We start from the raw sequence: 15,693 nt of genomic DNA on the forward strand, positions 1-15,693 counted from the left end.
AAGATCGGATGCCGGCGGAGTTGCGGGTGACCCGCCGGCGAGCGCCTTTCCTGGGAAGTGTGAACGGGTTCGGCTAGGGGGTGTCAAGTCACGAAACGATAACGGTCGATGCGGGTTGACCGGCGGACATCGCTGGCGCTACGGTCGTGAAACCGGTTACAGAGAAGGCACCACATTGACCACTATCAGGGAGTTGGCGCGCCGCTCCGGCGTGTCCGTCGCCACCGTGTCCCGCGTCTTCAACACCCCCGAGGTCGTCAGCCAGCATACCCGCCAGCGCATCCTCGACCTGGCCGCCGAGATCGGCTACCTGCCGAACGGGTCGGCCCGGACGCTCGCCACGAAGAAATCCAACATGGTGGGCCTGGTATGGGACACCGACCATCGCCGCCCTGGGTGGCGCCACCCATTCCTGCAGGAGATCCTCGTCGCGCTCAAGACGGCGCTCAGCGCGCACGGGCTGAACCTGCTCATGCTCGCCGGCCACGACGCGGCGGGGCCCGACGACGGGCAGCGATACGTGCGCGCCGTCCGCCAGCACAACCTCGACGGCGCGGTCATCATCGACAACGGCACCCGGGACCCGGCCGTGCTCGCCCTCGTCGAAGCCCAAGTGCCGTGCGTCGCTCTCGACCTGCGGGTCGACGGCCCGACGTCGACCTACATCACCTCGGACAATGCCGGCGGCGCGGCGCTCGCCGTGCGCCACCTCGTCGAACGCGGCCACCGGCGCATCGCCACCATCACCGGCCCGCTGCGAACCTGGCCGGGAGCCGAACGGCTCGTCGGCTTCCGGGCCGCGCTGGCCGGGGCCGGCCTGCCGCTCGCCGACGGCCACGTCGTCGAGGGAGACTTCTATCTCGACGGCGGTCACGCCGCGATGGACCGGCTGCTCGCCCTCGACGACCGCCCTACGGCAGTGTTCGTCGCCGGTGACGAGATGGCTGTCGGCGCGATGCGGGCGGCCCAGGCGGCCGGCCTACGGATCCCCGACGACATTGCGATTGTCGGCTTCGACGACATCGAGGTGGCCGCGCTGATCCCGCCCGGGCTCAGCACCGTCGCCCAGAACAAGCCCGGCTTCGGCACGGCCGCCGCCGAGGCGCTGGTGGCCATGCTGCACGGCGGCGACGACCCGCCCAAGCCGACCGTGTTGCCGACGACGCTCGTCGTCCGCGGCACCACCTGACCCGAACCGCGTTCTGCCTGGCTCTCGGCGATCCAGCCGGCGGCGACGGCCGGATGCGACGCGGGCTCGTGCTGCCCCCAGGGCGGGGCGCACCAACCGCTTCCGGCCGTTGACCCGCTTTCCGTTCGCACACGCCTGCGGCGTCGTCGGCGTCCTGAGCCCGCCGGTCGCGCAACCGGGAACGGGTCGACGGCGCCGGACCGAGACCGGGTGGCGAGAAATGCGCCATACCGACGCCGTCACGTCCGGGCCCTGACCCGCTAGTGTGTGGAAACAGTGTTTCCATTCATGCCGTCACAGGGCAGGGGGCCAGCGTGCATCGCAGCCAGGAAGACACCGCCGCCCCGCCGGGGGCCGCCGAGCAGACCACCAGGTTCGGCCCACTTCAGCTCTCACCGGGCACGACCCGGACCAACATCAGCGGGTACTACTGGCTGGCGCTGACGTCGATCATGACGTTCACGTTCATCCCGGCCGCGCAGACGGCACTACTCACCTCCGTCCTGGGTGTGCCCAAGGGGGAGCAGGGTTCGATCGTGGGCACCGCTGGGCTGATCAGCGAAATCGTCCTGATCGCGGCGGTCGGCCTGGCCGGTGCCTGGTCCGACCGCCTCGGACGGCGCCCGATCGTGGTCGGCGGCTACATTCTGCTCGGCCTCGGCGTCGGCATGGCACCGTTCCTTGGCTCGGTCCTGCCCTACTACCTGGCCCGGGGTGTCGCCGCCGTCGGAGTGGCGATGGTCACCGTGATGCTCACGGCCGTGGTCGCCGACTACGTCCGGGACACCACCCGCGGCAGGGCCAACGGGATCCTCGGCTTCTGCAACGGTCTCGGCGCGCTCGTCACGTTCTTCGTGCTGATCAAACTGCCCGACATCTTCGAGGGCATCGGGATGGACACGGTCGCCGCGCTGCGGGCGACCTACCTCGTCGTCGGCGGGCTGGCCCTGCTCACCGCGATCCTTATGCGACTCACCCTCCGGGGCGGGCTGGCGACAACGCACTCCGAGCACATCCCGATCCCCAGGCTGCTGCGCGAGGGCGTAGCCGAAACCCGGCGCCCCGGCGTCTCCTTCGCCTACCTCAGCGCCTTCGTCGCCCGAGCTGACCTGGCGCTCGTCGGCGCCTACCTCACCCTCTGGGCACAGCAGTACGGCACCCAGCACCTGGGGCTCAGCGAGGCCGAGGCGCTGGCCAAGGCAGGTCTGTTGCTGGGAGTGGCAAACGGCATCGCGCTGATCGGGGCACCGGCCATCGGCATCATCGCCGACCGGCTGTCCCGCACCGACGCGGTGCTGATCTCTCTGGGGACCGCAGCCCTCGGCTACACCGCCACGATCTTCGTCGGGGACCCGTTCAGCCCGCTCGGCTACGCCGTCGCCGCACTGATCGGGCTCGGCCAGGTCAGCGCCGTCATCTCCAGTCAGGTGCTGATCGCCGAACAGGCTCCCAGCCGTACCCGGGGTTCGGTCATCGGAACGTTCGCGCTCAGCGGCGGTATCGGCATCATGATCGCGTTCGCCGCCGGTGGCACCCTGTACGACAACTGGCGCCCCGCCGGCCCGTTCGTCCTGTTCGGCATTCTGGCCGGGCTGGTCTGCCTGTACGGCCTGGCCGTCCGATCGAGGATCCCCAACCACCCGGTGGACTGAAAACCCCGGTCGCACCCCGCGGTGCTCGGAACGATCGCTGGGCGGCCCAACGGCCCTCCGCCCGTCGGCGGGCATGCGCGGACGTTTGACGGCGTCCGACTTTATGGAAACACTGTCACTTCCACGGAAACGCATCGGGAGTGCCGGAGGTGGATGTGCCGACCACGATCGTTGTGGGCGCCGGGCCGGGTGGCCTGGCCTGTGCCATCGCCGCCGCCGACGCGGGCGGCACCGTGCTGCTGTTGGAGAAGGCGCCGGACGTTGGAGGCGCCCTGCCGTACTCCGGCGGGCACCTGTCCGCCGGCGGCTTCTCGCTGCAGGATGAGCGGGGCATCAGCGACGACCCCGAGCGGCACTTCGACGACGTCTGGCGGATCAGTCGGGGCACCGCCCGGGCCGACCTGACCCGGCTGACGCTGCGCGAACAGCCGGCGGTACTGGAGTGGCTGCTCGCCGCCGGGCTCACAGTCGATCCGGGTACGCCCCGCATCGTGTACGGGCACGAGCCATACCGCACGCCGCGGACCGTCCACGCCACCACCGTCCCCGGCGGTCCGGCCATTCTGGCCGTGCTGCGACCGATGCTCGACGCGCATCGGGCCGCCGGCCGCATCGATCTGCGCTGCGAGGTGCGCGTCACCGAGCTGCTGACCGAGGGCGGCGCGGTGGTCGGGGTGGCCACCGCCGACGGCGCGCGGTGGCGGGCACCCGCCGTCGTGCTAGCCACCGGCGGATTCGGGTACGCGCCGGAGTTGTTCGCCGAGCTGGAGGGCGCGCCGCTGACCACCTCGGCGGCGCCCGCCTCGACCGGCGACGGCCTGCTCATGGGCCGGTCGGTCGGCGCCGGCCTGCAGGGCCTGGGCCGCTACATCCCCACCTTCGGCGGGCTGCCCCCGGTCGACGGCGACCTTCGGGTCGACTGGGCGCACCGGCCGCACCTGGTGGCGCCGGAGCGGCCGCCCTGGGAGATCTACGTCGACCGTGCCGGAGGTCGCTGGATCGCCGAGGACGAGCCCAGCATCGACCGCAAGGAGCGGCTGCTGACCACTGTGGACCGGATGACCTTCTGGACGGTCTTCGACGCCCGTGCCCTACGCGAGTCGTACCCGATGGTGCACGGCTGGAGCGCGGCCGAGCTGGACGCCCAGTGCGGCCGGCGGCGCGGCGTGCACCGGGCGTCCGGGCTGGCGGAGCTCGCCGGGCTGGCCGGCATCGACCCGGCGGGGCTGTCGGCCACGGTGGCCCGCTACAACGGGTTCGTCGCCGACGGCCGGGATGTCGACTTCGGCCGAACGCACCTGCCGGCGCCGATCGTCGAGCCGCCGTTCTACGCGCTGGAGAACCATCCGGTCACCCTGATCACGTTCGCCGGCCTGGACGTGGACGAGCTGCTGCGGGTACGCCGTGCGGACGGCACGACGATCCCCGGTCTGTACGCCGTCGGTGAGGTGATCGGCTCCGCCGCTGTCAACGGCAACGCGTTCTGCTCCGGCATGTGCCTGACGCCGGCCATGGCCTTCGGCCGGCTGGTCGGGCGTCACCTCGCGCGGACCGCGAACTGAGCCGGTCCCGGCCTGACGTCCACAGTGAACGGATGCGTTCAGTGCGCGAAGGTGAAGCCCTCCGCGCGCAGCTTGCCGGAGCTGATCGGCACGAACGGGGTTCTGATCTCACCCCGGTAGGTCAGCGCGGGCCAGCCCCCGGCGGCGCAGAGCTCGTCGAGGACGGCCTGGTTGGTCTGCGGCACGACCGCGTCCGGTACCGCGTTGAACACGCCCGTGAGGTCGCGGGTCACCACGAAGTCCAGCGCGGCGGCGGCGTCGCGGTAGTCGATGCGGTAGTGCAGGGCCTCGGCCGAGAACGGCACGCTGCCGCCGAGCAGTTCGTGGGCCAGCTTCACCCGGGTCGGATAGTCGAGGTCGCGCGGATGCCCGTACACGTCGGGGATCCGCAGCGCGGCGCCGCGCGGGGCGGCCAGCACGGCGGCCTCGGCGGCGATGAAGTTGCGGGGTGAGGCGTCCGGGTCGTCGGTGACCGGGGTGGCCTCGTCGACCAGCGCGCCCTGGCCGGCACCGTAGACCGACACCGAACTGGTGAAGACCACCCGGGGGTGCGCGGCGGCGGCGGTGCGCGCGGACGCGGTGAGCGTGTCGGCGTACTCGGCGATGCGCTGGTCGGCGTCGAAGGCTCGGGCGATGCGCGGGCTCACGGTGAGCACGACCGCGTCGGCGTCCCGGGTGACCCGCTCGACGGCCGGACGATCGCTGCCACGGAGGATCGCCACCTCGGTGCAGACGGGGGCCAGCTCGGGCACCCGCTCAGGGGAGGTGGTGGTGCCGATCACCTGGTGGCCGGCCGAGACCCAACGACGGGCCAGCTCCATGCCGACGTTGCCGCACCCGATGATCACGTAGCGCACCTGGACCTCCTTATGGAAACGCCGTTTCCATACTCTGCCCCATCTCGGGCCCCCTGCCAAGGCCGTGTCGCGGAACACGCCGCCGGCGCTTTGGTGGTCCGCGGAGTCGATCACATCGGCCGGCGTCAAATCGCCTGTCCGGCTATTGACAGGAGGGCTGGCTGGCTGCCTTTATGAACCTATCCAATTTTGGAAACTGTTGTTTCCACTAGCGAAACAGCAGCAAGGGGCGCACCGTTCCCCACAGGAAGGAGAGCGGGACCGCAATGGGATTGCTCAGAACTACGGCAACAGCGGTGGGCGTGGCGGCGTTGGCCGCCGCCGCGACCGCGGTCTGCGTGTCCCCCGCGCAGGCGTACGGCCCCACCCCGGGCAACCTGGGATGCCGGCTGTACTTCAACGACGCCGGTACCGGCAGCTCGCCGACGAACTGGGCCGACTCGTTCGGGCTCACTCAGACGCCGGCGACGCCGAGCCCGGGGCAGACCGTGACGGTGACCTTCACCGCGGCGGCCGGTCCGAACAACGGCCCGGTCGCGATCAACCCCGGTGATGTGCCGATCGTCGTGGAGGCGGCGCTGGGTGGCTCGCAGAGCGGCCCGGTCACCCTCCAGCAGACCAACTACCCCGCCGGTCCGATCCCCGGCAACACCCCCACCGGCCCGATCACCGCCACCGGCACCTATGTGGCCGGAGCGACCGGAGCCGCGACGCTCACCGTCAACCGGGTGATCCTCAACAACCCGATCGCCAAGACGTACTGCTCCGCCGCGGGCGACCGGGACCACAAGGCAGCACCGGTCCCGACCTCCATCGTGGAGAACTTCACCGTCTTCGGCGGCACGGTCTCGGTCACCTCGGTGACCGGCCAGACCGTGACCGGGGCTGCCCGGGCCGGCAACGTCATCAACTACGCGGTGACCGGTCTCGCGCCGTCCACCGCCCTGACCGCGACACTGCGCGCGGCCGACGGCACCGGAACGGCCGAAGGCGCCGGCACGGGCACGACCGACGCCGCCGGCGCCGGCACCGGCACGCTCACGGTGCCCAGCGGCGCCACCACGGGAGCACGTACCGTGGCGGTCTCGGACGGTACCAACACGGTCTCCGTCCCGATCACGATCCTCGGCTCGCCGAGCATCGCGATCACCCCCAGCGGTGGCGGCTCCGGCACCGTGGTGACGGTCACCGGCACCAACTGGAACCCGGGCAGCACCGTCACGATCGGCGGTTACAAGGCGCTCACCGGCGCCCCGCCGCCGCCCGCGACGAGCGACCCGGCAACGACGGCCACGGCCGGCGCCACCGGTGGTGTCAACGCCACCTTCACCGTCACGGACAGCACCACCGCGTACATCGGCGCGCAGTCCGGCGCCCTGTTCGCAATCTCCGCCTGGACCGGATCGGCTGACTCGTGCACCGCCAAGACGGGCTCGGCCACGACCGGCAACTGCACCCTGTCGTACAACCTGTCGGAGACCGTGACCGCCGGAAACCTGTCGATGGCTCGCGCCCCCGGCACCGGCAACATCCCGTTCTCCGGCGTCACCGTCGGCGGAAGCGTACAGACGGCGACGGGCAACCTGTCGACCGTCACGGTGACCGACCACCGGGGCAGCACCTTCGGGTGGAGCCTCGTCGGCACGGTCACCGACTTCACCGGCACCCCGGGCGGAACCATCGCCAAGAGCAACCTGTCCTGGACACCGGCCTGCGTCGACACCGCCGGCGCGACCAACGCGGTCACCGCGGTGGCCGGCACCCCGGGCACGGTCGACGCGGCGACGCTCTGCTCCGCACCGACCAGCGCCACCGGTACGGGCGGCAGCTTCGACGCCTCAGCCGGGCTGACCCTCTCCGTGCCGGCGAACCAACTCGCCGGCACCTACGCCGCGACCCTCACCCTCACCCTGAGCTGAGGACCGCCTCGAGGTGGGGGGCGGCCGGCCGAGCCGGCCGCCCCCCACACCAACCAGTCGAAGGGTGGAACCGCGTGCGTCACCCCCTCTGGCCACGCCGCCTCCGCACCGGCGCGGCAGTCCTCGCCGCCGCTGCCGCCGCCATCGCGCTGACCGTCGTCCCGATCGGGCCGGCCGTCGCGGCGGACAACGGCGAGTGGGCCGTCGTGCCCACCCCGCCGGCCAACGCCGGGCCCACCCCCCGGCTCTACTTCTTCCTCGAGTCACCCCCCGGCCGGACCCTCACCGACTCGGTGCGGGTGATCAACCGCACCGACACCGAGCGCACCTTCACCGTGTACGGCGCGGATGCCTACAACACCGCGCGCGACGGCGGGTTCGCGCTGCGCCAGCTCACCGAGAAGCAGTCGGACATCGGGGTGTGGACGGTGGTCGGCGCCGGCACCGTGGTGCTACCGCCCAAGGCGCAGGCCGACATCCCGTTCACCATCACGATCCCGACGAACGCCAGTCCCGGCGACCACATCGGCGGCATCGTCGCGATGGAGTCCGTCCCGGGCGGTCGGAGCGAGCACAACGGCGTCGCCGTCGCGGTGCAGCGGGCCGTCGGCGCCCGCATCTACCTGCGGATCGCCGGGCCGGAGACGCCCGGCCTCAACCTCACCGACCTGGATCTGGACCACCCGACGCCCTGGCTGCCCACGCCGGTCGACGGTGCCCTGGAATACACCCTGGCCAACACCGGCAACCTGCGCCTCGCCCCGACCATCACGGTCACCGCCTCCGGCATGTTCGGACACCGGATCCACCAGCGTGGCGCCACCCCACAGCTCGACCTGGTTCCGGGCGCCGAGTCGCGGATGCGTACCCGGTTCACCGGGTTGTGGCCGGTCGACCTCGTCACCGCCACCGTGACGGCGAAGGCCGACGGCGGCGTGCTCACGGTGCGGACCACCCGTACCGTCGTCGTCTCCTGGACCGGCGTCGCCGCACTCGCCGCGCTGATCGCCGCCGCGGTCGTGGCCTGGCGCAGGCACCGCCGCGCCCAGGTGGCCCGCCCCCGGGGTGTCCGACGCGTCCGCGCGCATGCGGAGGCCGGATGACGAGGATCGGACGCACCCTGATCGCCGTCGTCTGCGGGCTGGTCATCGGGCTGGCACTGCCCACCGCGCCGGCGTGGGCAGCCGAGGAACTCACCCTCGCAGCCCCGGCGGCGGCACCGGGCGACCGGCTCGGGGTGAACGGCACCGGCTGGCCCGGCGGCGCACTGGTCCAGCTCGTCACCTGCGGGCAACTCGCCATCGGCGGTTCGGCCTCCTGCGACACACGGGCCGCCCTGGCCGTTCCGGTGCGCCCGGACGGCACCTTCTCGGTGCAACTCGTGCTCGGCACCCCGCCGGTACCCTGCCCGTGCGTCGTGCACGCCACGCTGGTCGGCGGCACCGCGCGCGGCCAGGTCGACGCGCCGCTGGAACTCACCGGGCACCCCATGGGGAAGACCCCCACCGTCTCGGCCGCCCCGGTCCGCCTCGACCTGGTCGAGGCGAGGATCGCCGGCCGACCGGGCTGGCGGAGCCTGTTCGGCGCCGCCGCGACCCGGACCCTCGTCTACACCGTGCACAACCCTGGGCCGCACCCGCTGCCCAACCCGCCCCTCAACGTCCGGATCGGCAAGGACGGCGGCGGCGACCGGATCAGCACACCCGGTGCCGGCGGCGTCCGGCCGGGCGAGACACGCACCTACCGGGTGCCCGTCACCACCCCGTTCGCCGCGTTCGGCCGGTACACCGTGCAGGCCGACCTGGGCGGGTTCGGCCCGGCCGAGGTGACGCTCCGGACGTACCCGTGGGCCCTGTTCCTGGTGCACCTGCTCGGCGGGACGCTGATCGTCGTGGGCATCGCCCGGCGCATCGCCAACCGCCGCGACCGCCCGCCGCTGCCCGCGACGGCCCCGGCCGGCACGCTGCTGCCGTCCGTCGTGCGGGTCAGCTCGCTCGGGGCGTACCTCGTCTTCGACGACGCTCCCGGCGCCGGCCGGCTACGTCGACGGGCCAACGCCCACCTGAGCGTCGCCGCGCTGCGGGACCTGCTCGGCGACGCCGGACTGCCGAACGGATCCGGCGCCGAGGCCGCCGGCACCGCGGTCATCGACCTCACCGCCCTCGACGCGGTGCTCGCCGCCCGCCCCGGCGCGGCCACGCCGGCCGGAGCACGCGCCGGCAACCAGAGCGCCGCCGCCGTGATCGATCTGGCCGCGCTCGACACCTACCTCGGGAGCCCTCGATGAGCCGCGATCCTGGCACCCACACCACCGGCTGGGACCGGGCCCTGACGGTACGGGCGGCCGTCGCCACCGTCGCCGCGCTGCTCGCCTTCGTCGGCTGCGGCGCGGTGCTGCCCGGAGTGGGCGGCGCCGACGGCACCGGCGTCGGGCCCGGCGTCACCGCCGACGCGGTCACCGTCGTGTTCGTCGGCACCGACCTGACCAAGACGGCGAACCTGACCGGGTTCAACACCGCCTCGGCCGGCGACCCGGTACGCCAGATGCGGGCGCTGGAAAGCCACGTCAACGCCAACGGCGGCATCGCCGGCCGGCGGATGCGAGCGATCTTCCGCAACTACGAGGCGAGCGACGACTCACCGGCCGCCGAGGAGAAGCTCTGCAACCAGATCACCCAGGACGACCGCGCGTTCGCGGTCGTGCTCACCGGCCAGTTGCAGGCCAACGCCCGCCCCTGCTACGCACAGCGGCACACCCTGGTGCTCGACGCCACCCTGATCACCATCGACCAGGCGACGAGCCAGCGTCTCGCGCCATACCTGTTCGCCCCGGCCTATCCCGCGTACGACGACTTCGTGCGCGCGTACCTGCCGGCGCTGGCCGCGCAGGGCTTCTTCGACGGTGCCCGGCAGGCGGGCATCGTCGCGGTCGACGCACCGGCCAACCGCGCGATGTACGAGCAGCACGTGGTGCCGTACCTGAAGCAGCGGCGAATCACCCCGACCGTGGCCTGGATCGACTCCACCGACCTGGGCACCCTCAACACGGGGCTCAACCAGGCCGCCGTCGACCTGCGGGCCAAGCGCGTCGAGCGGGTCTTCTTCCTCGGCGGGACCCGGCTGGCCTCCTTCTTCCTCACCTCCGCCTCCGCGCAGGGCTTCACCGCCCGGTACGGCATCTCCAGCTACGACAATCCCAGCTTCCTGATCGGCAACCCGGACATCATTCCGCGCGAGGCACTGACCGGGGCGGTGGGCATCGGCTTCAACCCGAGCCAGGACGTCGCCGACCGGGAGTACGCCTTCCCCGCCACCGACCCCGAACGAGCCTGCCTGGGCATCTTCGCCGCAGCGGGGGAGTCGTTCGGCACCCGAGAGAACGCCCGCGTGGCCTTCCCGTACTGCGACGCGGTCCTGCTGCTGCAGATCGGCGCGAAGGACCTCGGCGCGAACCTCAACGCGCACCGGTGGCTGGCGGCCGTGGGCAGGCTCGGCACGCAGTTCCAGCCGGCCACCGGATTCTCCGGGCGGCTCGGCCCGGACCGGTTCGCCGCCTCGAACGGCTACCGGGCGTTCGGCTACGACAGCGGCTGCGCCTGCTTCACCTACCGCGGGGAGGACGTGTCCTTTGCGACCCGATGACAACACCCGCCGGAGCGTTCCGCCGGGCACCGCCCGCGACGGTGCGAGGGCATGGCGTTCCCGCAGCGCGGGCTGGGGAGCGGGTACGGCCGGCGGCTTGCTGACCGGGGTGCCGCTGCTCGGCGCCGCGGGACTCGCCCGGGGTCTCGATGTCGACCTGACCAGCGTGCTGACCGCGGTGATCGCCGCCGCGGTGGTCGGCGCGGCCGCGACCGTCGCGGTCGTGCAGCGGGTACCGCACCGCCATTCGGTACGCGCCGCGCTGCTCGCCGGCGCCGGGCTGGGCGCCGCGCTGCTGCTGGTGGTCGACGTAGCCGCCCCGCTGCCGGGGCTGCTCGCGCTCACCGCGCTCGGACTGCCCTGGGCGGTCCTGGTGGTGTCCGGCCGCGCGATCGCCGCCGCGACGGCCGCCCTGCGGTATTGGCACGTGGGGCTGCTGAACGGGCTCGGCCTGGCCGCACTGCTCGCCGCCGGCACCGCAGGCGGATCCGGGTACCACTGGGCGGCGGCGGGCGTCCTCGCGGCGCTCGGCGTGCTGGCCGGGGCGACCGCCGCGGAACTGCCGGGCGACGCCGGCTGGCCGCCGGCGCTACGCACCCTGTTCGACAACGCCACCCGCCCACCCACCGCGCGTACCGCCGTGCTGGCCCAGGCCGGCCTCGGCATGATCGTGCCCGGCGCGCTGATCTTCGCCGCCGACGTGCTGCACACCGGGTTCGGCCTCGGTCCGCGCGGCGCCGTCGGAGTCATCGGCGACGCGCTGCTCGCCGGGGCCGCGCTTGCCGTGCTCCTGCGCGGCGAGCGGGCGCTGCGCCTCGCCGTCGCCGCAGCCCCGGCGGGGTTGCTCGTCGCCGCCGGTGCCCTGTTCGTCGGGGCCACCCCCGCCACGGTCGGCGTCGTGCTGTTCGCATCCGGCCTGGCCGTGGCCGTCGGTGCGCTGGTCGCGCTCGCCGTCTCGGGCGAACGCATCGCCGCCGACGTGCTCCACCCCGACGCCCGCCCCGCGTTCGTGGCGGCGACATCGGTGCTGTCCCTGGCCGGTGGCCTGGGCGGCGCCGGCCTGCTCGCCCTGCTCGACACCCGGTACGGCGCCGCTCCGGCGTTGGCGGTGGCCGCGGCGGCGGTGCTGGTCGGCGCCGGCTACGCCCGGCGGCTCCGGCGCACCGCCGCCGCCGACGCCGAACGGTTGGCCCGGGTGCTCGCCGACGAGGCGGAGGTCGCCCGGCTGAGGCACAGCGGCGCACGTCCGGCCGCTCTCTCCTGCTCCGGCATCGACGCGGCGTACGGTCCGGTCCAGGTGCTCTACGACGCGGCCGTACGCGTCGGCGACGGCGAGATGGTGGCGATCTGCGGCCCGAACGGGGTCGGCAAGACCACCTTCCTGCGGGTGCTCTCCGGCCTGCACCGCCCCGCCGCCGGGGTGGTCCGGCTCGGCGGGGTCGACGTGACCGCGCTGACCGCGCCCCGCCGGATCGAGCTCGGACTGTCCACGGTGGTCGGTCAGGCGGTGTTCGGCTCGCTCACCGTCACCGAGAACCTGCGCATGCACGGCTACGCGCTGGGCCGGCGCAGCGACGCGGTGCACCGGGGGGTCGACGCGTCGTTCGCCGTCTTCCCCCGCCTCTACGAGCGGCGCGACCAGGTCGCCGCCACCCTGTCGGGCGGTGAGCGGCAACTGCTCGTGCTCGCCAAGACGCTGATCCAGCGCCCCCGGATGCTGTTGGTCGACGAGTTGTCGCTCGGCCTGGCCCCGGTCGTCGTCGGCGGCCTGCTGGAGATGCTGCGCCGACTCAACGCGCTGGGCACCTCGGTGCTGGTGGTGGAGCAGTCCGTCAATGTGGCGCTGTCGCTGGCCGACCGGATCTACTTCATGGAGAAGGGTGCGATGGTCGCCGAGCACACCGCGGGTGAACTGGCCGATCAGCCGGACCTGGTCCGGGCCCTGATGCTCGGTGGCCACGCGCCAGCCGAGGACACCGCGCCCGCGCCGCAGGCGCAGGCCGCGCCCGCGTCGGAGGCCACCCCGGTGGACGGGGCGGTGATCCGATGATCGGCGGTTTCGACGTCGGCCCGGACCGCATCGTGCTGGGCCTGTTCACCGGCCTCACGTACGGGCTGCTGGCGGTCGGGCTGGTGCTGGTCTACCGGTCCAGCCGGTTCGTCAACTTCGCACACGGCGCGGTCGGGGTGTTCGGCGCCGCCGTGCTCGGCCGGCTGGTCGGTGACGGGGTGCTGCCGTACTGGCTCGCCCTGCCGGTCGGGATGCTCGCCGCCGCCGCGGTCTCCGGCGCGATCGAGCTGGGCGTGGTCCGCCGGCTGCGCCACCGGCCCCGGGTGATCGGCATGATCGCCACCCTCGGGCTGTCCCAGTTCGTGCTCGTGCTCGCCCTGCTGGTGAACAGCTCGGGGGCCAGCGGCCCGGCGTTCCCGGCGCCGCCCGGCATGCCGTCGTTCACCATCGGCAACACCCCGGTCGGCCCGGCGTTCACCGCGATGCTGCTGCTCACTCCGGTGCTGCTGGTCGGGCTCGCCATGTTTCTCAAGCGCAGCCGGTTCGGGCTGGCGATCCGGGCCGCCGCCGATGCCCCCGACGCGGCCACCCTCAACGGCGTCACCGCGGCCCGGATGGCGACCCTGGCCTGGTCGATCGCCGGTGCTGTGGCCGCCTTCTCGGCGATCCTCATGGCGCCGACCCAGGGCACCCAGTCGATTGAGTCGCTCGGCCCGGCCCTGCTGGTGCGGGGCCTCGCCGGCGCGGTGATCGCCCGGTTCTCCTCCGTCCCGATCGCGTTCGGCGCCTCGCTGGGCATCGGGGTGGGGGAGCAGATCCTGCTGTCCGGTCAGTCCAGCGGCGGCCTCGTCGAGCTGGCCCTGGTCGCGGTCATCCTGGTCGCGCTGCTGGCCCAGCCGGTCCGCGCGCGCCGTGACGGCGAGGACGGCGGCTGGGGCCGGATCGGCGCGCCGCCGCTGCCCGCCGCCTACCAGCGGGTCTGGCTGCTGCGCAACCTGGGCCGGGTCGTCGCCGGGGTGGGCTTCGCCGTCGCCGCCGTGCTGGCCTTCGTGATCAGTAATGAGACCGCCTCGGTGCTCATCGCGATCATCGGCTTCACCCTGGTCGGCCTGTCGATCGGGCTGGTCACCGGCGTGGCCGGCGAGCTGTCCCTGGGCCAGTTCGCGTTCGCCGGCATCGGCGCCGCGGTGTCGGTGCAGGTCTCCGTGCGGACCGGCAACCTGTTCGTGGGGATCCTCGCCGGCTGCGCGGCGGCGGCGCTGGCCGCAGTCGCGGTCGGCGTGCCGGCGCTGCGCCTGCGCGGGCTCGCCCTCGCCGTCACCACGCTCGCCTTCGCGCTGGCCACCAGCACGTTCCTGCTGCGGCAGGGTTGGCTGCTCGGCGATGGCGCGCAGGTGCCCAAGCCGCGCATCCTCGGCCACACCTTCGACCTGGCCACCGACTACTACCTGTTCGCGCTGGTGGCGCTGCTGCTCGGCCTGTGGGTCACCGCCAACCTGCGCGCCGGTGCCTTCGGGCGGGTCCTGGTGGCGCTGCGCGACAACGCCGACGCCGCCCGCGCGTTCACCGTCGCGGTGCCGGTGCGGGTCCTGCAGGCGTACGCGGTCGCGGGCGCGCTCGCCGGTCTCGGCGGGGCGGTGATCGGCCACGGGCAGACCCAGCTCACCGTGAACACGTTCCCGGCCTCGGCCAGCATCGACGTCGTCGCCACCGTGGTGGTCGGCGGGATCACGCTGCTGGGCGGCCCGCTGCTCGGGGCGTTCCTGATCGTCGGCGTACCCGGATTCCTGGAACTGGACATCATCGGCCAGGCCGCGCTGACCCTGGTCTGGCTGGTCGTGGTGATTGCGCTGCCGGCCGGACTCGGCGGGCCGGTGCTGTGGCTGCGTGACCGGATCGCCGCGCTGATCGCCCGCGGCCGCGACGCACCGGTACCGTCCGCCACCGATGAGATGGCCGGGCCGGCGCAGGCCGCCAGCTCCGGTGGCCCGATCACGCTGCCGCCGCGCACCGTCCCGCTGCGACCGGCTGCGACCGGCGAGCCGCTGCTCTCGGTGCGGGAGGTGGCCCGCTCCTTCGGCGGCGTGCGGGCCGTCGCCGGGGCCAGCCTCGACGTCGCCGCCGGCGAGGTGGTCGGCATCATCGGCCCGAACGGCGCCGGCAAGACCACCCTGTTCGAAATCATTGCCGGCTTCACCCGTCCGGACCGGGGCGCGGTCCTGTTCGCCGGCCGCCCGGTCACCGGGCTGTCGCCGCAGCGGCGGGCCGGTCTCGGGCTGGTGCGCTCGTTCCAGGACGCGCGGCTCTTCGCCACCATGACGGTGCTGGAGACCGTCATGGTGGCCGGTGAACGGACCGCGCCGACCAGCCTCGTCGCCGCAGCTCTTGGTGCCACCGCCCCGGACCAGGCCAAACGCCGCCGGGCCGAGGAACTCGTCACGCTGATGGGCCTGGCCCCGCTCGCCGATCGGTTGGTCGGGGAACTGTCCACCGGTACACGCCGGATCGTCGAGATCACCTGCCTGCTGGCGCTGGAGCCGGCGCTGCTGCTGCTCGACGAGCCCTCATCGGGAGTGTCCCAGACCGACGGCGTCGCGCTGGGCGAGGTGCTGCGCCGGATCCACGACGAACTCGGGGTCACCATGGTCATCATCGAGCACGACCTGCCGCTGCTCGCCCGGCTCGCCGACCGGCTGGTCGCGATGGACGGCGGCCGGGTCATCGCCGACGGCACCCCGCAGGAGGTCCGCAACCACCCCGACGTGGTCCGCTCCTACCTCGGTACCGACCACGCCGCCGTCAACCGCTCCGGCGTGCCCGCTCAACGCACGACGGTGCCGTCGTGAGCCCGCTCCGCGTCG

General features: G+C 73.2%; 10 protein-coding genes. 9 read left to right on the plus strand and 1 reads right to left on the minus strand.

The window, feature by feature from the left end:
• The first annotated feature begins 115 nt into the window (after positions 1-115).
• The 3 genes from OC439_RS13800 to OC439_RS13810 all read left to right on the plus strand — a co-directional run bounded on the left by OC439_RS13800 (position 116) and on the right by OC439_RS13810 (position 4,403).
• Positions 116-1,189, plus strand: a complete 1,074-nt coding sequence (locus tag OC439_RS13800; protein WP_262013739.1) for a LacI family DNA-binding transcriptional regulator — start codon at positions 116-118, stop codon at positions 1,187-1,189.
• Between the two features lie 314 nt (positions 1,190-1,503).
• Positions 1,504-2,841, plus strand: a complete 1,338-nt coding sequence (locus OC439_RS13805; protein WP_262013740.1) for an MFS transporter — start codon at positions 1,504-1,506, stop codon at positions 2,839-2,841.
• Positions 2,842-2,990: 149 nt separating this feature from the next.
• Positions 2,991-4,403 (plus strand): FAD-dependent oxidoreductase, encoded by a 1,413-nt coding sequence (locus OC439_RS13810; RefSeq protein WP_262013741.1) that lies wholly within the window; start codon positions 2,991-2,993, stop codon positions 4,401-4,403.
• Positions 4,404-4,441: 38 nt separating this feature from the next.
• Here the strand turns inward: OC439_RS13810 and OC439_RS13815 are convergent, their stop codons facing one another.
• Complete coding sequence (locus OC439_RS13815) at positions 4,442-5,260, minus strand: NAD(P)-binding domain-containing protein (RefSeq protein ID WP_262013742.1); 819 nt, start codon at positions 5,258-5,260, stop codon at positions 4,442-4,444.
• 266 nt (positions 5,261-5,526) lie between these two features.
• On the opposite strand from OC439_RS13815, the gene OC439_RS13820 reads away from it, so the two are divergent.
• From OC439_RS13820 to OC439_RS13845, 6 genes are all read left to right on the plus strand, one after another.
• Positions 5,527-7,179 (plus strand): hypothetical protein, encoded by a 1,653-nt coding sequence (locus OC439_RS13820; protein WP_262013743.1) that lies wholly within the window; start codon positions 5,527-5,529, stop codon positions 7,177-7,179.
• Positions 7,180-7,253: 74 nt separating this feature from the next.
• On the plus strand, positions 7,254-8,282 hold the full coding sequence (locus OC439_RS13825; RefSeq protein WP_262013744.1) for a DUF916 domain-containing protein: 1,029 nt from the start codon (positions 7,254-7,256) through the stop codon (positions 8,280-8,282).
• Positions 8,279-9,466 carry a hypothetical protein gene (locus OC439_RS13830; protein WP_262013745.1) on the plus strand — a complete coding sequence of 396 codons (1,188 nt, stop codon included), beginning with the start codon at positions 8,279-8,281 and terminating at the stop codon, positions 9,464-9,466. Before OC439_RS13825 ends, OC439_RS13830 begins: the two co-directional genes overlap by 4 nt.
• Positions 9,463-10,821: a hypothetical protein gene (locus tag OC439_RS13835; RefSeq protein ID WP_262013746.1), complete on the plus strand. Its 1,359-nt coding sequence runs from the start codon at positions 9,463-9,465 to the stop codon at positions 10,819-10,821. The genes OC439_RS13830 and OC439_RS13835 overlap by 4 nt, the downstream gene beginning before the upstream one ends.
• A gap of 97 nt (positions 10,822-10,918) precedes the next feature.
• Positions 10,919-12,871 carry an ABC transporter ATP-binding protein gene (locus OC439_RS13840; protein WP_262013747.1) on the plus strand — a complete coding sequence of 651 codons (1,953 nt, stop codon included), beginning with the start codon at positions 10,919-10,921 and terminating at the stop codon, positions 12,869-12,871.
• Positions 12,868-15,678 carry an ABC transporter permease subunit gene (locus OC439_RS13845; RefSeq protein ID WP_262013748.1) on the plus strand — a complete coding sequence of 937 codons (2,811 nt, stop codon included), beginning with the start codon at positions 12,868-12,870 and terminating at the stop codon, positions 15,676-15,678. The genes OC439_RS13840 and OC439_RS13845 overlap by 4 nt, the downstream gene beginning before the upstream one ends.
• The last annotated feature ends 15 nt before the right edge of the window (positions 15,679-15,693 follow it).

The sequence above is a fragment of the Micromonospora sp. Mcm103 genome, assembly GCF_024519755.1.
GTDB lineage: Bacteria > Actinomycetota > Actinomycetes > Mycobacteriales > Micromonosporaceae > Micromonospora > Micromonospora aurantiaca.

What these genes read in the sequence shown, in the direction of transcription:
- OC439_RS13820 (WP_262013743.1), top strand. Translation starts at nt 5,527, where the DNA reads ATGGGATTGCTCAGAACTACGGCAACAGCGGTGGGCGTGGCGGCGTTG.
- OC439_RS13830 (WP_262013745.1), top strand. Translation starts at nt 8,279, where the DNA reads ATGACGAGGATCGGACGCACCCTGATCGCCGTCGTCTGCGGGCTGGTC.
- OC439_RS13835 (WP_262013746.1), top strand. Translation starts at nt 9,463, where the DNA reads ATGAGCCGCGATCCTGGCACCCACACCACCGGCTGGGACCGGGCCCTG.
- OC439_RS13845 (WP_262013748.1), top strand. Translation starts at nt 12,868, where the DNA reads ATGATCGGCGGTTTCGACGTCGGCCCGGACCGCATCGTGCTGGGCCTG.